At 72.5% G+C, this 21,460-nt stretch carries 6 protein-coding genes; 1 reads left to right on the top strand and 5 read right to left on the bottom strand.

Annotated elements, in window-relative coordinates:
* Positions 1-132: 132 nt before the first annotated feature.
* Positions 133-1,536 carry a BNR-4 repeat-containing protein gene (locus tag A4R43_RS08045; protein ID WP_113691740.1) on the top strand — a complete coding sequence of 468 codons (1,404 nt, stop codon included), beginning with the start codon at positions 133-135 and terminating at the stop codon, positions 1,534-1,536.
* 47 nt (positions 1,537-1,583) lie between these two features.
* On the opposite strand, the gene A4R43_RS08040 is transcribed toward A4R43_RS08045, so the two are convergent.
* The 5 genes from A4R43_RS08040 to A4R43_RS08020 are packed head-to-tail and all read right to left on the bottom strand — an operon-like array spanning position 1,584 to position 21,460.
* Positions 1,584-2,546: a quinone oxidoreductase family protein gene (locus A4R43_RS08040; RefSeq protein ID WP_113691739.1), complete on the bottom strand. Its 963-nt coding sequence runs from the start codon at positions 2,544-2,546 to the stop codon at positions 1,584-1,586.
* Between the two features lie 54 nt (positions 2,547-2,600).
* Positions 2,601-3,236, bottom strand: a complete 636-nt coding sequence (locus tag A4R43_RS08035) for a class I SAM-dependent methyltransferase (RefSeq protein WP_113691738.1) — start codon at positions 3,234-3,236, stop codon at positions 2,601-2,603.
* Positions 3,237-3,269: 33 nt separating this feature from the next.
* Complete coding sequence (locus A4R43_RS08030) at positions 3,270-4,457, bottom strand: FAD-dependent oxidoreductase (protein WP_113691737.1); 1,188 nt, start codon at positions 4,455-4,457, stop codon at positions 3,270-3,272.
* A gap of 18 nt (positions 4,458-4,475) precedes the next feature.
* The gene (locus A4R43_RS08025) at positions 4,476-10,364 is read right to left on the bottom strand and encodes an SDR family NAD(P)-dependent oxidoreductase (protein ID WP_113691736.1); all 5,889 of its coding nucleotides are present in this window, start codon (positions 10,362-10,364) and stop codon (positions 4,476-4,478) included.
* The gene (locus A4R43_RS08020) at positions 10,361-21,460 is read right to left on the bottom strand and encodes an SDR family NAD(P)-dependent oxidoreductase (protein WP_418190811.1); all 11,100 of its coding nucleotides are present in this window, start codon (positions 21,458-21,460) and stop codon (positions 10,361-10,363) included. The genes A4R43_RS08025 and A4R43_RS08020 overlap by 4 nt, the downstream gene beginning before the upstream one ends.

Here is a 21,460-nt window from a genome sequence, read left to right as displayed (position 1 = left end):
CTTCGCGATATACCGCGAAACTTTCGATAACGGAGCGTCAGCGTCTATTTTGGACAATCAATCGGCCGATTGACGGTTCGCGGTGTGAGCGGTAACACTCACTGGGTACCGCACGGCAGCCGGGGGTGGTCCATGGGCACGACGGACAATGGCGCGGCGTTCCCGCGCCGGAAGGCGCTCGGGCTCGCGGGCGCCGCAGGCGCGGCAGCACTCCTCGGTGGCTCCGGCCAAGCCGCAGCCACACCGGGCACGGCAGCCACGCCAGGCTCAGCCGGGCCAGACGCGGCCAGCTCAGCCTCGGCCGCGCCAGGCAGCCCGGCCGCGGGCACGGCGGCCACCCCCGCCACCCCACTGCCCATCGCACCTAGCGGGGCCTGGTGCTGGTTCGGCGGCCCCAGAGCAGTCCACCACCGCGGCCGCTGGAGACGCACCTATCTCGGCTACATCACCGATTCCGGCGCCATCACCGTCGCCCAGTACGACCATGCGAACGCCCGCCTGTCCCAAACCGTGCTCGCCGAGGGCTTCGAGATCGACGACCACAACAACCCGGCGATCCACGTGCTGCCCGACGGCCGCCTCGAGGTGTACTGGACCGCGCACGCGCGGAACATCCCGCTCTACTACCGCCGCTCCACGCTTCCCGAGGACATCACCGGCGGCTGGGAACCAGCCCGGACGATCACCACGAACACCGAGGGCCAGTACGGCTGGACCTACACCAACATCGCCCAGCTGACCGCCGAACAGAACAGGAAGTACCTGTTCTGGCGCGGCGCCGACTTCAACCCCGCCTTCAGCACCACCGACGGCGACGACCGGTGGACCGAAGCCCGCTCGCTCATCCAGGTCCCCGGTCAGCGGCCGTACGTGAAGATGTGCACCAACGGCCGCGACACCATCCACTTCGCCTTCACCGACGGGCATCCCCGCAACGTGCACACCAGCATCTACTACATGTACTACCGGGCCGGGCACCTCCACCGCGCGAACGGCACCCGGATCGGCCCGCTCGGCACTCCGGTCAGCCCCGCCCAGGCGGACAAGGTCTACGACGCGACCGGCCGGCCCAAGTCCTGGATCTGGGAAATCGCCACCGACCGCCGCGGCCGGCCGGTCCTGGTCTATGCCAACTTCCCCGCCGACACCGACCACCAGTACCGCTACGCGCGCTGGGACGGGCACCGCTGGCACGACCACTGGATCACCGCCGCGGGCGGTTCGATCAGCGCGGACGGCAAGGAACCGAACTACTCCGGCGGGATCTCGCTCGACCACACCGATCCGTCGAAAGTACTGCTGTCCCGGCAGGTTCCGGGCGGCCGTCACGAAGTCGAACGCTGGCGTACCCCGAACGGCGGCCACACCTGGACGAGTGAACCGGTGACGCGGGGTTCCACCGAGCTGAACGTGCGACCCTTCAAACCCGTCGGGCTGCCCGGTGACGGCCCCATGAGCGTGCTCTGGATGGCCGGTGAGTACCCGAGCTACGTCGGCTACCGCACCCGCATCATGGCACTGGGCGACACGCTCTGAGCGGCCGTGCGGCGCCGGCCCGGGGGAAGACCGGCGCCGCACGCGGCCTACGGGATCAGCACGAGCCGCCGGCCGCCCATGTCGGTGCGTTCCCAGGCCTTCTCGATCTCGGCCAGCGGCACCGTCTCGATGTCCATCCGGAGTTCGCCGCTGGCCGCCCGCGTGGTGAGTTCGCGGTGGAAGCTGGCCCCGAGATCGGCCATCGGCTCCAGCGGCGCGGGAATGTTCGGCCGCAGCGTCACCCCGGTCCGGCGCAGCCAGTCCGCGTGCAGGTTCACCTTGCTGCCCGCGCTGTTGCCAAGCTGGATGTAGCGGGTTTCCACGGTCGGGAACAGGTGCCGCGGCAGTGACGACAGCAGCACCTCCGCCGGGTGCCCCCACAGGTAGTCCATGATCACGTCGAAGCCCTCTTCACCGGCTTCCTTCGCGAACGCGGCGGCCAGGTCCTCGTCGGGCTGGTCGATCTGGATGGTCGCGTCCACACCGAGGTCGTGCAGCGACTCCAGCACCTCGGGATTGCGGCCGGCGCCGATGACCCGCTTCGCGCCGAGGATCTTCGCGATCTGCACGGCCAGCTTCCCGGCGAACCCGGTGGCGCCGAGCACCAGCGCGGTCTCCCCCGCGGAGAACTTCGCCGTCCAGTTGTAGGCCGCCCACGAGGTCAGGCCGGGGTTGTACAGCGCCGCGGCGGTGACGTCGTCGACGCCGTCGGGCAGCGGCACGCACATCGCGCTGCGCGAGACCGTGTACTGGGCCATCGAGCCGTTCGGCGACCGGGCGAAGAACGCCACCCTGGTCCCGTCCTCCAGCCTGCCCACGCCCTCCATGCCGCAGACGCTCGGCAGGGTCATGCCGCGCCCGTAGTCCGGATTGCTCGCGGCGAGCCGGGCGACCGGCGGCAGCGCGGCCGCCGCCACCTCGACCAGCACCTCCCCTTCGCCGGGGGTCGGCTCGGGGAACTGCTCGAAGCGGGGAGCCTCGCCGAAGTTGCGCAGCACTGCGGCATCCATGGTGCATTCCTCCATCAGTGTGGTGCTTGGTGGTCCCGTCCCGGTGGACGGAGGTCAGTCCCGCGCCTGCGCGAGCACGCCGTGGATCAGCGGCAACCGGCCACCCAGCCGGTAGAGCAGCTTCCATTCGGCGATCGAGAGCCCGGCGCCCGCCATCAGCTGGTCGAGTTCCGGCGGCGTGTGCACCCGGCTGCGGGTCATGGTGATCGCGAAGAACGGGCGGAGCCAGCCGATCGCGAAGTGGTCGGCGAGGTAGAACCGCCCGCCGGGCGCCAGCACGCGGCGCACCTCCGCCAGCCCCTCGGCCCGGCTGCGCCAGTGGTGGAAGCAGATGGTGCTGACCACCAGGTCGAACTGGCCGTCGTCGAAGGGCAGCTGCTCGGCTGGTGCCTGGACGAAGGTCATCGGCACCTCGCTGGTGACCTTGGCCTTCGCCTCCTCGATCATGCTCGGGGCGATGTCGATGCCGAAGGCTTCGGCGTCGGGGAAGTGCGAAGCCAGGCCGTGCAGCAGCATGCCGGTGCCGCAGCCGACGTCCAGGATCCGGACGGGCTTGGTGCCCGCGCCCGCGATCCAGTCCTGGAGGTTGTGGTGGATCTCGTTGCGCACCTTCTGGATCTTGCTGTCTTCGTAGGTCTTGGCCCACTCGTCATAGCGCTCGACATCGCGGCGCTGCGCGTGGTTGCTCATCGGATGGTCACCTTTCCGTCGCCGGCCGGGGATTCAGCGCGCCGCGGGGACGTCGTCGTTGAGGAAGTTGCTGCCCTGCTTGATGTCCAGCTTCATCTTCCAGGTCAGTGGAATGCCGTTCCGGGCCAGCAGCACGAAGATCGGCAGCACCGGGTTCTCGCGCTCGGCGCCCTGCGCCCGCGCCTGCACCTTGCGCACCCGGCGCTGGCGCACCTTCTCGTAACCACGCAGCTGGGCTTCGTGGTCCCCGTTGTCGGTGAGCGTCCGGCCCAGCACCCACGCGTCCTCCAGTGCCTGGTTGACGCCCATCGCCACCCGCGGCGGCACCACGTGCACCGCGTCGCCGAGCAGGCTCACCGGACCGCGGCCCCAGTTCTCCGGGACGTCGTGGATGATGTGCGGGAACACGCTGATGTCGTCGTCGGTGATGGTGGCGAGCAGTTCGGGCACCGGACCGGTCCAGTCGCCGAAACGCTCCTTCAGCCGAACCACCGGAGACGGCACCACATCCGGTTCGGGCGCGCGATCGTCGACCGGCGGCGGCGCGACTTCACCGTCCGACCACGGCGTCTCGAAGGCCCAGTGCACCAGCCCGTTGCCGACCGGGTGCAGCGCGCACAGCGCGCGGTTGCCGACGAAGGTCTGCACGCGGTGGTCCGGCACCAGGCCCTCCGGTGACGGGGTGATGCCGTGCCAGGTCGCCCAGCCGGTGTAGGACGCGGGCCGCTCGCCCATCAGCTCACGCCGCACGATCGACCGGTGCCCGTCCGCGCCGAGCAGCACGTCACCTTCGGCCTCGGTGCCGTCGTCGAAGCTGGCGACCACCGGGGAGGTACCCCCGGTTTTGAGGCCGGTGCACCGCTTGCCCAGCCGGAGGCAGCCTTCGGGCAGCATGCCTGCCATCCTGGCCACCAGATCACCACGCGGCACGAGCATGCAGGGCGCGCCGAGCTTGTCGGCGATCTTGCCCGCCTGGAACCAGAACAGCGGCTTGCCGTCCTTGGCCCGGATCTGGAGCGAGTCCATCCGGGTGCCGAGGTCGTCGAGCGAGACACCGAGATCGGCGAGGATACCGGTGCCGTTGGGCCACAGGATGACGCCGTTGCCCGCCGCGCGCAGCTTCTCCCCCTGCTCGAACACCTCCACTTCGTGCCCGGCGGCGAGCAGTGAGAGCGCGGCGGCCATGCCGCCGACACCGGCTCCGATGACGAGGACCTTCACTTCGAACTCCTTGGGTAGTCAGGGATTTCCGGCAGCGGACGGCTCCCGCAGCCAGTCGTGCACGGTGCGCGCGGTCGAATCGGAATGCGCCTCCAACATGGTGAAGTGATCGCCGGGTACGTCCACTGTGGAATGTGGCAGCGCCCAGGAGGACTGCCAGCCCCGCTCGCCGGCGGTCTCGGCCAGCTCCGCCGAGAAGGGACTGCTCGCGCGCACCAGCAGGGTCGGCGTCCGGATCGGCTCCGGCCGCCAGTGCGCGAACAGGCGGTGGTAGCAGCCCATCGCCGCGAGCCGGACGTCGTTGAGCAGGTCGTGCTCGCTTTCCCTGGCCAGCACGGCGTTCCCGGCGACACCGGCGAGCTGGGACTGCGCGAGGTCGGCGGGATCGTAGGTGTCGATGAGCACCACCGCCGCCGGGAACAGCCCGTCCTGCTCGAGCCGCCACGCCACGGCGTGGGCCAGCAGTCCGGCGGCCGACCGCCCGACCAGCGCGAACGGCTCACCGTCCGCGCACCGCCGGACGGCCTCGGCCTGCATGCCGACCAGCGCCTCGATCGACGCCGGTAGTGCCTGCGTGCCCACGAATCCCGGCTCGGGCAGCACGGAGACCCGGCGCTGGTCACGGAAGTGCGCGGCGAACGCGGCGTACTCGTGCGGACCGGCGACCGAGGTGAACGACGGGAAGCACAGCAGCTGCGGTGCGGTGTCCCCGTCGGCGAAGCGGTGCGGCTCCGGCGGTGACGGCAACTCGGCGGCGTCGAACGAGGGACGCAGCCGCGAAACCACCTGGAGCATTTCGTACGCCTCGTCGTGCTTGCCGAGCCTGAGTGCCTCGGTGTACAGGGAGGCGATCGGCCCCGCGCCCGGCTCGTTCCGCTCTGTTGCCCCACTTTCCATTTCCGTGGTCAGGTACGCGGCCAGCGCGTCCGGGGTCGGGTGGTCGAAGACCAGCGTGGCGGGCAGCCGCAACCCGGTCGCCTTGCTCAGGCGGTTGCGCAGTTCGACCGCGGTCATCGAGTCGAAGCCCAGCTCCTTGAAGGTCCGGTCCGCCTCGGTCCCGTCCAGCCGGCCGTAGCCCAGGACGTCGGCGGCCTGGTCGCGCACCAGCGCTGGCATGTCCTTTGTGGACAAGCGTGACGGAACGGCCGCCGCTCGCGGTGTGACGGGCACCAGTCCGCGCATCAGTGGTGGCAGTGCTTCGTTCCTGGCCAGCGCGCGGAGTGCGGGCAGGTCGAGCCGCACCGGCACGGAGGCCGGTCCGGCACCGCCGGCCGTGTCGAACAACCGCAGCGCGTGCTCGGTGTCCAGCGGGAGCACACCGCCGCGGTTCATGCGCAGGCGCTGCCCGTCGTCCAGCTGCCCGGTCATGCCACTGCGCTGCGCCCACATTCCCCACGCCAGCGAGGCGGCGGGCAGCCCGTTCGCCGCGCGATGCCCGGCGAGCGCGTCGAGAAAGGCGTTGGCCGCGGCGTAGTTGCCCTGGCCAGGAGCGCCCAGGGTCGCCGCCGCCGAGGAGAACAGGACAAACGCCGAAAGCTCCCGGTCCCGGGTCAGCTCGTGCAGGTTCCAGGCGCCGTCGACCTTCGGCCGCAGGACCCGGTCCAGCCGTTCGCCGTCGAGCTGCCCGATCACGCCGTCGTCGAGCACCCCGGCGGTGTGGATCACCGCGTCCACCGGTTGGTCCGCCAGTACCGCGGCGAGTGCGTCCCGGTCGGCCACGTCGCACGCGACAACCGTGACGGGCACACCCCGTTCGTTCAGCTCGGCGGCGAGGCCGTCCGGTATGGACCCGCTGCGGCTGAGCAGCAGCAAGTCCGCCACCTCGGCGGTTTCGGCCAGGTGCCGGGCGACCAGTCCGCCGAGCACGCCGCTGGCACCGGTGATCAGCACGCGCCCGGCCCACCGCACCGGTTCGCCCGACGGCGAAAACCGGGAAAGCGTGGGCACGTAAAGCTTCCCGTCGCGCACGGCCAGCTGCGGTTCCGGGCTGGTGAGCACTTCGGGCGGGACTTCCGCCGAGTCGAGGTCAACGAGGGTGAACCGCTCGGGGTGCTCCGACTGCGCCGACCGCACTAGTCCCCAGGCGGCCGCGTGAGCCAGGTCGGTGACGTCCTCACCAGCACGCACGGCCACCGCGCCCCTGGTCACGATGACCAGCCTGCGCTCGCCAGGCAGCCGGGACCGCAGCAGTTCCAGTACATTGTGGACGGCCGACCGCACGGCGGAAGCGTCGACGCGGTCAGGTCGCTCCAGCACCACGACCTCGGGTACCGACGCCCCGGACGTCGCGGGCGCGGGCGTCCACTCGACCCGGTAGAGGTCTTCGGCGGTACTCAGGTGCGCACGCGGCATCGGGCGCAGCGTGAGGCCGTCCGCCGTGAGCACCGGCTGACCGGCGGGATCGGTGACGGTCAGCGCGACCGACTCCGGGCCGGTGGGCCGGAGCCATGCCCGCACCTTCGTCGCGCCGGTGGCGTGCAGGGAGACGCCGCTCCACAGGAACGGCAGGCGCGGCTCACCGTCGCCGTCACCGGTGGCCAGCACCATGCTCTGCAGGGCGGCGTCGAGCAGCGCGGGATGCACACCGAACCCGTCCACCGGTGTGCCCTCGGGCAGTTCGAGCTCGGCCAGCACCTCGCCGCCCTGCCGCCACGCGGCACGCAGGCCCTGGAAAAGCGGGCCGTACTGGTACCCGTGGTCGTGCAGTGCGTCGTAGAAGCCGGTGAGGTCGACCGGCTCCGCGTCCTCGGTGGACCACCGCGGCAGGTCGCCGGCGGCTTCCTGCCCGGAGACCGTGCCCGTGGCGTGCAGCGTCCACGGCTGGTCCGGCGTGGCACGGGAATGCAGGGTGACCCGGCGGCTTCCGTCCTCCGGCGCGCTCACGGCGAGCTGCACCGTGGTGCGTTCGGACAGCACCAAGGGCGTCTGCAAGGTCAGCTCGCCGACCCGCGGGCAACCGGCCTGCGCGCCCGCGTGCAACACCAGGTCCAGCAACGCGGCGCCGGGCACGAGCACCGTGTCGAGCACCTGGTGCTCCCCCAGCCACGGGTGCGACTGCGGCGACAGCTGACCGGTGGCGAGGTAGCCCCCGTCGTCGGCGAGGCCGACCATCGCACCGAGCAGGGGGTGTTCCGGCGCCTCCAGCCCGATGGCGGTCGCGTCGCCCGTGGTCGCGGGTTTCCCGTCGAGCCAGAAGTTCCGGCGCTGGAAGGCGTAGGTGGGCAGGTCCACGCGGCGGGCACCGTTGAACAGCGGCCGCCAGTCCACCTCGACACCGCGGACGTACGCCTCGGCGAGCGAAGTCAGGAACCGGACCATTCCGCCGTCGTCACGGCGCAGGGTCGCGACCACCGCCGCGTCGCTTCCGGTGGCGTCCAGTGATTCCTGGATGCCGAAGCCGACCACCGGATGCGGGCTCATCTCGACAAAGGCGTCGTGGCCCTCGTCGAGCAGCAGCCGGGTCACTTCACCGAACCGCACCGGTTCACGCAGGTTCCGGTACCAGTATCCGGCGCCCAGTTCCGCGGTGTCGAGAAAGCCGCCGGTGACCGTCGAGCAGAACGGGATTCGGGCCGTCTCGGGCCGGATGCCGTCGAGCACGCGGTGCAGTTCCTCACGAATGGCCTCGACCTGTGCCGAATGGGAGGCGTAGTCGACCGGGATGCGCTTGGCGCGCACACCGTTGCTTTCACAGGCGGCCAGCAGTTCGTCCAGTGCGCCAGGCTCACCGGACACCACCACCGACGCGGGCCCGTTCACCGCGGCGAGCCCGATCCGCCCGTCCCAGGGCCGGATGCGCTCGCGCACCTGTTCCTCGGTCAGCGCAACGGAAACCATGCCACCGCGGCCCGCCAGCGTTTCCGCCAGCGCGCGGCTGCGCAGCGCGACGATCCGCGCGGCGTCCTCAATGGACAGCGCACCGGAGACGCAGGCCGCGGCGATCTCACCCTGCGAATGCCCGGCCACCGCGGAGGGTTCGACGCCGAACGAGCGCCACAGCCCGGCCAGCGAAACCATCACCGCCCACAGCGCCGGCTGGACCACATCGACCCGCTCCAGCAGGACGGGATCGGCCAGCACGTCGGCCAGGCGCCAGTCGGTGTGCGGCGCCAGCGCCTCGCCACAGGTACGCAGGTGCTCGGCGAACACGGGTGCGGAATCCCTCAGTTCCACCGCCATGCCCGCCCATTGCGCACCCTGGCCGGGGAAGACAAAAACCGGTGCCGTGCCGATGCCGGCCCGGCCGGTGACCAGTCCGGGCGCGGTGGTGCCGCCCGCCAGCGCACGCAGGCCCGCGAGCAGTTCGTCCTGCTTGCGGCCGAGCACCACCGCGCGGTGCTCGTGCACCGACCGGGTGGTCAGCAGTGACCAGCCGAGGTCGGCCGCGTCCAGGTCCGGCCGGTCCTCCACGACGGCCAGCAGCCGTCCGGCCTGCGCCCGCAGCGCGGTTTCGGTGCGCCCGGACAGCACCCACGGGATCACCTCGGGTGGCTCGCCCGGCTCCACCGGCGCTTCCGGTTCGGGTGCCTGCTCCAGGATCACGTGCACGTTGGTGCCGCTGATGCCGAACGAGGACACCGCGGCCCGGCGTGGCCGGCCGGCCTCCGGCCACGGCACCGCCTCGGTCACCGGCTCGACCGCACCGGAGGACCAGTCCACCTCGGCGGTCCGCTCCTCGGCGTGCAGGGTCTTGGGCACCAGGCCGTGCCGCATGGCCTGGACCATCTTGATCACCCCGGCCACGCCCGCCGCCGCCTGCGTGTGGCCGATGTTCGACTTCACCGAGCCGAGCAGCACCGGCCGGTCCGCCCGCCGGTTGCGGCCGTAGGTGGCCAGCAGCGCCTGCGCCTCGATCGGGTCGCCGAGCCTGGTGCCCGTGCCGTGTGCCTCGATCACGTCGATGTCGGCGGCCGGGAGGCGGGCGTTGGCCAGCGCCTGCCGGATCACCCGCTCCTGCGACGGCCCGTTCGGCGCGGTCAGGCCGTTCGAGGCGCCGTCGGAGTTGGCCGCCGAACCCCGCACCACGGCCAGCACCGGATGCCCGTTCCGGCGGGCGTCCGCCAGCCGCTCCACCAGCAGCACACCGACGCCTTCCGCGGCGCCCATGCCGTCCGCCCGTGCCGAGAACGCCTTGCACCGGCCGTCCGCGGCCAGCCCGCGCTGCCGGGAGAACTCCACGAAGGTGGACGGCATGGACATCACCGTCACCCCACCGGCCAGCGCGAGCGTGCTGTCGCCCGCGCGCAGCGACTGGCAGGCCAGATGCAGCGCCACCAGTGACGACGAGCACGCGGTGTCCACGGTCAGCGCGGGGCCTTCCAGGCCGAGCACGTAGGCGATCCGCCCGGAGGTCACGCTGGAGGCGTTGCCGGTCAGGACGTAACCGTCGAGCCCGGCGGGATTGCCCGCCAGCAGGGTCGCGTAGTCCTGCCCGCTGGCTCCGGCGAACACGCCCGTCCGCGTGCCCTGCAAGGAATCCGGCGAGACACCCGCCCGCTCGATGGCTTCCCAGGACGCCTCCAGCAGCAGCCGCTGCTGCGGGTCCATCGCCAGCGCCTCACGTGGTGAGATGCCGAAGAACTGCGGGTCGAACTCGCCCGCGCCGGTGAGGAAACCGCCTTCGCGTGCGTAGCTCTTGCCGGGACGGTCGGGATCCGGGTCGTAGAGCGATTCCAGGTCCCAGCCGCGGTCCTCCGGCAACGGGGAGATCGCGTCCCCGCCGGTGGCGACCAGGTCCCACAGCTCGTCCGGTGAGCTGACGCCACCCGGGAACCGGCAGGCCATGCCGATGATGGCGACCGGTTCGGCGTCGCGTGACTCGGCGTCGAGCAGGCGCTGCCGGGTCTGCTCCAGATCGGCGACCACCCGCCTGAGGTAACCGCGCAGCTTCTCTTCGGTGCTCATCAGCTCACCCCGAGGTCCTTGTCGATGAAGTCGAAGAGGTCGTCGTCGGAACCGTCGCGATACCGCGTCGCTTCGGCGCCGTTCGGCCCGCTCCAGCCGACGGCCAGCGACTGCAACCGGACGGCCAGCTGACCGCGTTCCGCCTCCGTCGCCGAAACCGAAGCCAGCAGTTCCTCCAGCCGGTCCAGCTCGCCGAACAGGTTGTCCACGGGGGACGGTCCGGCGCCCACGAGCTGTTCGCGCAGGTGCGCGGCCAGCACCGCCGGTTTCGGCTGGTCGAAGACCACCGTGGCGGGCAGGCGCAGGCCGGTGGCGGCGGTGAGCCGGTTGCGCAGCTCCACCGCGGTCAGCGAGTCGAAGCCCAGTTCCTTGAACGGCCGGTGCGCGCCCACCGCTTCGGTGGTGGCGTGCCCGAGCACGGTGGCGGCCTGCGCCCGGACCAGGTCCAGCACCAGCCGGTCCTGTTCGGACGGTGGCAGCCCCGCCAGCCGTTCCGCCAGCGCCACTCCCCCCGGCCCGCCGGTGTCCACCGCCTCGACCACCCGCCGTGCCGGTGCGCCCGCGAGTTCCCGCAGCAAGGCGGGCACGCGGCCCGCCGCGCCGGTGAGGTCCAGCGGGATCGGCACGAGCAGCGGTTCGTCCCGTGCCAGCGCGGCGTCGAACAGGGCCAGTCCGTCCGAAGTGGACAACTCGGCGGTGCCGGCGCTGGCCATGCGGTGCGCGTCGGTGTCCACCAGGTTCGCGGTCAGCCCGGTGCGTTCGGCCCAGCGGCCCCAGGCCAGCGACAGCCCGGGCAGTCCGGCACGACGGCGCCGCGCGGCGAGTGCGTCCAGGAAGGCGTTCGCCGCCGCGTAGTTCGCCTGCCCCTGACCGCCGAGCAGGCCGGAAGCCGAGGAGAACACCACGAACATCGACAGCGGCAGGCTCTCGGTCAGCTCGTGCAGGTGCCAGGCACCGTCGGCCTTGGGCCGGAGCACGGTGTCGAAACGCCGCTCGTCCATCGCGCCGACCACGCCGTCGTCGAGCGCGCCCGCGCTGTGCACCACGCCGGTCAGCGGGTGTTCCGGCGGGATCGAGGCCAGCACTCCGGCCAGCGCGTCGCGGTCGCCCACGTCGCAGGCCACCACGCGCGCCTGCGCGCCCAGCTCGGCCAGTTCGGCGACCAGCTCATCGGCGCCCCCGGCATCGGGACCCGACCGGCTGGCCAGCACCAGCTGCCGCACTCCGTGGGTGGTCACCAGGTGCCGCGCCAGGTGCGCGCCCAGCCCGCCGGTTCCGCCGGTGACCAGCACCGTGCCGGGGTCGGCGGGCACGGTCAGCACGATCTTGCCGATGTGGCGGGCCTGGCTGACGAACCGGAACGCGTCGACGGCCCGGCGCACGTCCCAGGTGCGCACCGGCAGCGGGCTGAGCACGCCCTGCTCGAACAACGCGACGAGGTCCACCAGCATCCGCTGGATGCGGTCGCCGCCCGCGTCGCCCAGTTCGAAGGCCTGATAACCGACGCCTGGATGGGCGGCGGCCACCTCACCGGGGTCACGCAGATCGGTTTTGCCCATTTCGACAAACCGGCCACCACGCGGAAGCAACCGCAGGGAGGCGTCGATGAACTCCCCGGCGAGCGAGTTCAGCACCACGTCCACCCCGGTGCCGTGGGTGGCGTCCCGGATCGAGCCCTCGAATTCGAGTGAACGCGAGGACGCGATCGCCTCGTCACCGAGGCCGAGTTCGCGCAGCGTGCCGTGCTTCGCCGGGCCCGCGGTGCCGAAGACCTCGGCGCCCAGGTACCTGGCCAGCTGCACCGCGGCCATGCCGACCCCGCCCGCGGCGGCGTGGATCAGCACCTTCTCCCCGGCCCGCAGGCCGGCGAGATCGACCAGTGCGTAGTAGGCGGTCAGGAACACCACCGGCACCGACGCGGCGGTGGTGTCGGACCAGCCGTCCGGGATCGGCACCAGCATCCGGTGATCGGCCACCGCCACCGGGCCGAACGCCCCGGTCAGCAGCCCCATCACCCGGTCGCCGGGCGACAGTGCCGTTACGCCGGGACCGACCTCGAGCACCACCCCGGCGCCTTCCGCGCCGACCATCGCCTTGTCCGGGTACATGCCCAGGGCGATCAGCACGTCGCGGAAGTTGAGCCCGGCCGCCCGGACCGCGATCCGCACCTGCCCGTCGGCCAGTGGCGCGGTGGCTTCGGGGCTCTCGGCGAGGTGCAGTTCGTCGAGCGTGCCCTGTTCGCCGATCTCGACGCGCCAGGTTTTTGTGTCGGCCGGCGGCACCAGCGCGCTGCTGGATTCGGCACGCGTCAGCCGTGGGACCCGCACCTGGCCGTCACGGACGGCGAACTGCGGCTCGTCCACGGCGGTCATCCGGCTCAACAGGTCGTGGAGGTCCTCATCGGGGCCGCCGAGCACGTCGGCGACCACGAAGCGGTCCGGGTTCTCCGACTGCGCCGACCGCACCAGTCCCCAGACGGCCGCGGCCGCCGGATCCGGTGCCTCCCCGTCGAGCGCCACCGCGCCACGGGTCACCACGAGCAGCTTGCCTTCGCCGTCCGCCAGCCACTCCTGCACGCGGTTCAGCACCGCGCCGGTGACGCGCCGGACGCCCGCGATCGGCTCGGGACCGGCGTCGGGAACCTCGTAGACCACCGGCTTCTCGCCGGGCAGCTCGGTCGGCGGTTGCACCGGGCGCCAGTCCAGTCGATACAACGGCTTCGTGGCCCGCGCGTCCCATTGTCCTGGGGCAACCGGCCGCAGCACGAGTGATTCCGCGGTGGCCACGAGCGCACCACGCTGGTCGGCGACCACCACCGCGACCCCGCCACTGTCCACCGGGGACAGGCGCACCCGCAGCACGGGCGCACCCGCGGCGTGCAACCGGAAGCCGCTCCACGAGAACGGCAAGCCTTCGAATCCGTCACCCTGCCAGCCCGCCAGCGCGACCGGGTGCAGGGCGGCGTCCAGCAACGCCGGGTGCAGCCCGAACCGGCCCGCGTCGGACCGCTGCGCCTCGGGCAGCTCGACCTCGGCGAACATCACCTCGCCCCGGCGCCACACCCGCTGGAGGCCGCGGAAAGCCGGTCCGTAGTCGAGCCCGGTTTCGGCAAGTTCGCCGTGCAGCCCGGAAACCGGCACCGGCACGGCACCGTCCGGTGGCCACGCCGTGAGTTCCGCCGCCTCGGCATCGGCGTCGGCGGGGGCCAGTGTTCCTCCCGCGTGCGTGGTCCAGGCCGCGTCGCCGGTTTCCGGCCGGGAGTGCACGGTGATCTCGCGGCGGCCCGATTCGTCCGGGCCGCCCACCGACACCTGGATCTGGACAGCCGCGTCGTCCGCGATCGGCAACGGGGTGTGCAGGGTGAGTTCCTCGACCAGCCCGCAGCCGACTTCGTCCCCGGCGCGGACCGCGAGTTCCAGGAACGCGGTGCCTGGCAGCAGGGCCGTGCCCAGTACCGCGTGGTCGGCCAGCCACGGGTGCGTCCGCTGGGACAGCCGCCCGGTCAGCAGCAGACCGTCGCCGTCCGCGACCCGGACGGCCGCGCCGAGCAACGGGTGGCCCACCGCGTCCAGCCCCGCCGAGGACACGTCCCCGCTGGCGTTCGCCGGGGTGTCGGCCCAGAACCGCTGGTGCTGGAAGGCGTAGGTGGGCAGGTCAACCCGCCGCGCGCCGTCGAACAGGTCGGCCCACCGCACCGGAACGCCGTGCACGTGTGCCTCGGCGAGCGAGGTGAGGAAGCGCTCGTAGCCGCCCTCGTCCCGGCGAAGGGTGCCCAGCGCCACGGCCGCCGCACCGGCACGCTCGACGGTGTCCTGCACGGCGACCGTGAGCACCGGGTGCGGGCTGACCTCGACGAAGGTGTTCCGCGAGGCCAGCAGCGCCTCCACGGCCGGTCCGAACCGGACGGTCTGCCGCAGGTTGCGGTACCAGTAGGCGGCATCGGCCTCGGCACCGTGCAGCCATTGTTCGTCCACTGTGGAATACCAGGGCACGCGCACCGGCCGCGGGGTGAGGTCGGCCAGCACCCGGTCCAGTTCCGCTTCCACCGCGCTCACCTGCGCGGAATGCGACGCGTAGTCCACCGGGATCCGTTTGGTGCGCACCTCGTCGGCGGCGCAGGCGTCCTGGAGCCCGTCCAGCGCCTCGGGATCACCCGCGACAACCACCGCGCCCGGCCCGTTGATCGCGGCCAGGGCGAGCCGGTCGCCCCAGGGCTCGAGATAGGGCCGGATGCCGTCCTCACCGAGCGAAACCGACACCATGCCGCCCCGCCCGGACAACGCGGCCAGCGCCTTGCTGCGCAGCGCGACCACCGCGGCCGCGTCCTCCAAGGACAGCGCGCCCGCGACGCAGGCGGCCGCGATCTCGCCCTGCGAATGGCCGAGCACCGCCGACGGGCGCACGCCCGCCGACTCCCACAGCCGCGCCAGCGAGACCATCACCGCGAACAAGGCGGGCTGCACGACATCCACCCTGGTCAGGGCCGCGTCGTCACGGATGACGTCGAGCAGGTCCCAGTCCACGTGCGCGGACAGGGCCGTGGCGCATTCGGCCATCGCCTCGGCGAAAACCGGCGCGGCGCCGAGCAGGTCCACGGCCATGCCCGTCCACTGGGAGCCCTGTCCGGGAAAGACAAACGCCACGTCCGCCTCGCCGGGCACCACGCCTTCGACCAGTCCCGGCGCGGTTCCGGCTTCGGCGAGCGCGCGCAGCCCGGCACGCAGGCGTTCGCCGTCACCGACCAGCACGGCCCGGTGGTCGAACTGGGTCCTGGACGTGGCCAGCGAGAAGCCGACGTCCCCGCTCGGCAAGCCGGGACGCGCATCCAGGTACTCCGACAGCCGCCCGGCCTGCGCGCGCAGGGCCTCCGCGCTCCTGGCCGCCACCGGCCACGCCGCGATCGGCACGTCACCGGCGGGCTCCGGAGCAGCTTCGGGCGCGGGCGCCTCTTCGACGATCACGTGGGCATTGGTGCCGCTGACCCCGAACGACGACACACCGGCCCGGCGTGGCCGCTCCCCGGCGGGCCAGGTCTGGGGTTCGGTCAGCAGCGACACCGCGCCACTGGCCCAATCGACCTTCGCCGTCGGCTCGTCCACGTGCAGCGTGCGCGGAAGCGTGCCGTGCCGCAGGGCCAGCACCATCTTGATCATTCCGGCCACCCCGGCGGCGGCCTGGGTGTGCCCGAGGTTGGACTTGATCGAGCCGAGCGCCAGCGGGCGTTCGCGGTCCTGGCCGTAGGTCGCCAGCAAGGCCTGCGCCTCGATCGGATCGCCCAACGTGGTGCCCGTGCCGTGTGCCTCCACCGCATCCACGTCCACAGTGGACAAACCAGCATTCGCCAGCGCCGCCCGGATCACCCGCTCCTGCGAAGGACCATTCGGTGCCGTCAACCCGTTCGAAGCACCATCCGAATTCACCGCGGAACCCCGCACCACCGCCAGCACCGGATGACCGTTCCGCCGCGCATCCGACAACCGCTCCAGCACCAGGACACCGGCGCCTTCGCCCCAGCCGGTGCCGTCGGCCGCGTTCGCGAAGGGCTTGCACCGGCCGTCGGCGGCGAGCCCGCGCTGGCGGCTGAACTCGACGAACCCGGCGGGTGTGGTCATCACCGTCACGCCCCCCGCCAGCGCCAGTGAGCATTCGCCCTGCCGCAGCGCCTGCGCGGCCAGGTGCAGCGCCACCAGCGACGACGAGCAAGCCGTGTCCACCGTCAGCGCGGGACCGACCAGGCCGAAGGTGTAGGCGACCCGGCCGGACAGCACGCTCGCCGCGTTCCCGGTCAGCAGGTATCCGTCGACCTCCTCGGCGGAGTTCATCAGCGTCGAGGTGTAGTCCTCGCCGTTGGTTCCGGCGAACACCCCGGTGGCGCTGCCACGCAGGCTCGCCGGATCGATCCCGGCGGATTCCACCGCCTCCCAGGAGGTTTCCAGCAGCAGGCGCTGCTGCGGGTCCATTGCCAGCGCCTCCCGCGGTGAGATTCCGAAGAACTCCGCGTCGAACCCGGCGGCGTCGTCGAGGAAGGCACCCTCCCGGACGTAGCTCTTCCCCGGCCGTTCCGGATCGGGGTCGAACAGCTCGGTCACGTCCCAGCCGCGGTCGGCCGGGAACTCCGCCATCGCGTCCCGGCCCTCGGCGAGCAGGCGCCACAGGTCCTCGGGATTCGCGACCCCGCCCGGGAACCGGCAGCTCATGCCGACGATGGCGATCGGCTCACCGGCGTCGGCCACCACGGGCGTGAGCTGTTCGGCGGCGGTTTCACCGACCAGCAGCGCGCGCAGGCGCGCGGCGAGTTCAGCCGGGCTCGGGTAGTCGAAGGCCAGCGTCGCGGGCAGCGACAACCCGGTGGCCGTGGCGAGCCCGTTGCGCAGTTCGACCGCGGTCAGCGAGTCGAAGCCGAGTTCGCGGAAGGACCGATCGGGCCCGACGGCGTCGGCAGACCCGTGGCCCAGCACGGCCGCGGCCTGCTCGCGCACGAGTTCGAGCAGCACCCGATCACGTTCCGCCGCGGGCAGTTCCGCCAGCCCGGCGATCGGGCCTGTGGTGGGAGCGGCGGCCGCGGCCGGGCGGTCCGGCGCCGGGACCAGGTCCCGGAGCAGCGGCGACAGCCCTGCCTGTCCGCCGAGTGCCAGCCGCGCCGCCACCAGCGCCGGTTCGCCGAGCGAGGTTCCGAGGTCGAACAGCGCCAAGCCGCGCCGGGTGGACAACGCACCCCCGCCACCGCGGTCGATCCGCCGCAGGTCGGTGCCGCCGAGGTGGCCGGTCAGCCCGGTGCGCTCGGCCCACAGGCCCCAGGCCAGCGACACCGCGGGCAGGCCCAGTTCGGTGCGGTGGCGGGCGAGCGCGTCGAGAAAGCCGTTCGCCGCCGCGTAGTTGGCCTGCCCCGGTCCGCCGAACACCCCGGCCGCGGAGGAGAACAACACAAACGCCGACAGCGGCCGGTCCTTGGTCAGCTCGTGGAGGTTCCAGCCGCCTTCGACCTTGGGCCGGAGCACGCGCGCGAGGGAGTCGGCGTCCAGGGATTCGACCAGGCCGTCGTCGATGACGCCGGCGGTGTGCACCACCGCGGTGAGCGGGAATTCGGCGGGTATCGCGCCGAGGGTCGCGGCGAGCGCGTCCCGGTCGGCCACGTCGCACGCCGCCACCCGCACGTCCGCGCCGAGCGCGCCGAGTTCGCCGACCAGGGCTTTCGCGCCTTCGGCCCGTTCACCGGCGCGGCTGAGCAGGAGGAGCCGCCGCACGCCGTGCTCGGTCACCAGGTGCCGGGCGACCAGCGCGCCGAGACCGCCGGTGCCACCGGTGACGAGCACCGTGCCCCGGGTGTCCCACGACGGCGGTGCGGGTTCCGCCGCGCGCACGCGGACGAGCCGGGGCACCCGGACCTGGCCGTCGCGGATCACCAGGTGTGGTTCGTCCAGGGTCACCGCCGCACGCAAGGCACGCCGGGATGCGGGCTTGCCGTCCAGGTCGGCGAGCACGAACCGGCCGGGGTGCTCGGCCTGCGCCGAGCGGACCAGGCCGCCGACGGTCGCGGCGGCCAGTGCGGAACCCGTGGTCGCCACGACCAGCCGCGCGGGAGCCCAGCGCTCGTCGGAAAGCCAGGCACGAACGAGGTCCAGGGTCTGCTGTGCTGCCTCCGCCGGCCCGTCACCGGCCGGTGACCAGACCACCACGTCCGGCGCGGTTTCGATGGCGCTCAGGTCGTCGTCGCCGAGTTCCAGCCAGTTCGCCGGTGTGGCACCGGTCGCCACCGGTGCCGGGACCAGGTCCACTTTGTACAGATCGCGGAGGTCACCGGACTGGTGCTCCCGCACCGACACCGAGTCCACTGTGGCCACTGGCGCGCCGGAAGAATCGGTCAGCACCAACGAGAAGCCGTCGCCGACCTGCCCCAGCCGCGCGCGAGCCACCACCGCGCCGGGCTGGTGGAGCCGCAACCCGCGCCAGGACACCGGAACCGCGGGCAACACGGTTTCGAGCAGTGCCGGATCCACTCCCGCGGCGGTACCCGGGATCTCGGTCACCACATCGTCGCCGCCCCGCCGAGGCCCGGGAACGTCCGCCGGTCCGAGAACGCCGTCGGCGTACCGGCTCCATTCGTCCGAACCGGACCGGACGTGCACCACGAGTGCCCGCCGGCCTGCCTGGTCGGCGGCCCCGGCGGTGAGCTGGAATTCGACCTCGTCATCCGGCACCGGCGCCTGCACGGCCAGCTCCGTCACGACCGCGCAGCCGACCGCCTCCCCAGCCTCGGCCGCGAGCGCGGGAAGCACGTATTCGAACGGCGTGCCGGACGAGCGCCCGGTGCGCACCAGGCCCGCGCCACCGGCGAGCACAACGGTGCCTTCGGCCTCGCGTTCCTCCGGTGAGCGCGCGGACGGCAGCCAGAACCTGGTGTGCTCGAACGGATACCCGGGCAGCTCGACCCGCCGCGGGTGCTCCGGGGCGAACACCGCGGTCCAGTCCACCGCGGTGCCGTGCAGGTGCACCTGAGCCAGCGCACGCAGGAGGGATTCCCGCTCGTCCCGGTCCGGCCGGAGGGCGGCCACCGCGGTGGCCCCGGGTGCGTTCTCCTGGACCATCGCGGCGAGCGTGCCGTCCGGTCCCAGCTCCAGGAACGTGTGCACGTCACGGCCGGTCAGCCACCGCACCCCGGCGCCGAACCGGACCGGGCGGCGCACGTGGTCCACCCAATACCCGGGTGTGGTGGCGTCCACCGGTTCGCCGGTCAGGTTGGACACCAGCGGGATCGCGGGCGCCGCGAACGAGATCTTCCGCAGCACTTCGCGGAACTCGCCGAGCATCGGGTCCATCAGCGGCGAATGGAACGCGTGGCTCACCCGGAGCCTGCGCACCTTCCGCCCGGCCTCGCGGTACTGCCGTTCGAGTTCACCCAGCACCCCGGCATCACCCGAGACGACCACGGACGACGGTCCGTTGACCGCCGCGAGGTCGACCAGGTCCTCGTGCCCCGCCAGTGAAGCGCGCACGTCCTCCTCGGCTGCCTGCACCGCGAGCATCGCTCCGCCCGCCGGGAGGTTCTGCATCAGCCGCCCGCGTGCGGCGACCAGCGCGCAGGCGTCGTCCAGCGAGAACACCCCGGCGACGTAGGCCGCGGTCACCTCGCCGAGCGAATGCCCGGCCACGAAGTCGGGTCGCACACCCCAGGCCCGGAACTGCTCGAACAACGCGACCTCGAGGGCGAACAACGCGGGCTGCGCGTAGCCGGTCCGGTCGAGCAGGCCCCGCTCGGTTTCACCGAAGATCACGTCACGCAGCGGCCGGTCCACGTGTGGTTCGAGGCGCCGGAGCACGTCCTCGAGCGCATCGGCGAACACCGGCAGCCCGGCGGCCAGCTGCCGCCCCATGCCCACGCGCTGGCTCCCCTGCCCGGAAAACAGGACAGCGAGCTTCCCGGCGTGAGCCGTGCCCCGGAGCAGTCCGGGTCCCGTTCCGCCGTTCGCGAGCGCGCCGAGGTCGTGCAGGAAGTCCTCGGGCTCGGTGGCGACCACGGCCGCCCGATGCGTGAACGCCGAGCGGGTGGTCGCCAGGGAGAAGCCGACGTCGGCCGGGTGCGGGGTGCCGCCCTCGAACCAGGTCCGGAGTTCGGCGGCCTGCGCACGCAGCGCGGTCTCCGACTTGGCCGAGAGCAGCCACGGCACGGACGACAGCGGGCGCTCGGGCTCGTCCTCGACGGCCTCCGGAACGCCCTGTTCGAGAATGACGTGGGCATTGGTGCCGCTGATCCCGAACGAGGACACGCCGGCTCGCCGCGGCCTGCCGGTCTCCGGCCAGGCGGTGGCCTCGGTGAGCAGCGACACCGCGCCGGCCGACCAGTCCACCTCCGGGGTGGGCGCGTCGACGTGCAGCGTGCGCGGCAGCAGGCCGTGCCGCATCGCGAGCACCATCTTGATCACTCCGGCCACCCCGGCCGCGGCCTGCGTGTGCCCGAGGTTCGACTTCACCGAGCCGAGCCACAGCGGCCGCTCCGGGACGCGGTTGCGGCCGTAGGTGGCCAGCAGCGCTTCGGCTTCGATCGGGTCACCGAGCTTGGTGCCGGTGCCGTGTGCCTCCACCGCATCGACGTCCACAGTGGACAGCTGCGCGCTGGCCAGCGCCGCCCGGATGACCCGCTCCTGGGAGGGGCCGTTCGGGGCGGTCAGCCCGTTGCTCGCGCCGTCGGAGTTGACCGCGCTGCCCCGCACGACGCCGAGCACCCGGTGGTTGTTCCGCTGGGCGTCGGAGAGCTTTTCCAGCAGCAGCACGGCAACGCCCTCACCCCAGCCGGTGCCGTCGGCGGCCGCGGCGAACGGCTTGCACCGCCCGTCCGGCGCCAGCCCCCGCTGCCTGCTGAACTCCACGAAGGTCGATGGCGAGGACATCACCGTCACGCCGCCCGCCAGCGCCAGCGAGCACTCGTCCTGCCGCAGGGACTGGGCGGCCAGGTGCAGGGCCACCAGCGAAGACGAGCACGCGGTGTCCACCGTCACCGCCGGACCCTCGAAGCCGAACAGGTAGGCGATCCGGCCCGAAACGACGCTGGTCGCCGCGCCGGTCAGGAGATAGCCCTCGGCGCCTTCCGGCGGTCCGGTCAGCGTCGAGGTGTAGTCCTCTCCCCCGTTGCCGACGAACACCCCGGTGCGGCCGCCGCGGAGGGTGGCCGGGTCGATCCCGGCGTCCTCGAAGGCATGCCACGACGACTCCAGCAGCAGCCGCTGCTGCGGGTCCATCGCCAGCGCCTCCCGCGGTGAGATGCCGAAGAACGCGGCGTCGAACCCGGCCACGTCGTGGACAAAACCGCCCTCGCGAACGTAGGTGGTGCCCGAGCGGTCCGGGTCGGGGTCGTAGAGCCCGGCGACGTCCCAGCCGCGGTCGCCGGGGAAGCCGGACACCGCGTCGCCCTCGGCCGCGAGCAGCCGCCACAGGTCGTCCGGCGACCGGACCCCGCCGGGGAAGCGGCAGGCCATGCCGACGATGGCGATCGGCTCGCGGTGCTTCTCCTCCAGTTCACGCACCCGGCGACGGGCCTGCTGCGCGTCGGCGATCGCCCGCTTCAGGTAGTCGCGGATCTTCCGCTCATCGGACATGGGGTTCAC

It is taken from the genome of Amycolatopsis albispora (assembly GCF_003312875.1).
GTDB lineage: Bacteria > Actinomycetota > Actinomycetes > Mycobacteriales > Pseudonocardiaceae > Amycolatopsis > Amycolatopsis albispora.
The sequence above is the reverse complement of the archived record's forward strand: the minus strand, read 5'-3'. Positions and strand labels throughout refer to the sequence as shown.

Bases quoted from the DNA above. Each gene is read 5' to 3' on its own strand.
- A4R43_RS08040 (WP_113691739.1), bottom strand. From the start codon at position 2,546: ATGGATGCCGCAGTGCTGCGCAACTTCGGCGAGGCTCCCCGCTTCGAG.
- A4R43_RS08035 (WP_113691738.1), bottom strand. From the start codon at position 3,236: ATGAGCAACCACGCGCAGCGCCGCGATGTCGAGCGCTATGACGAGTGG.
- A4R43_RS08045 (WP_113691740.1), top strand. From the start codon at position 133: ATGGGCACGACGGACAATGGCGCGGCGTTCCCGCGCCGGAAGGCGCTC.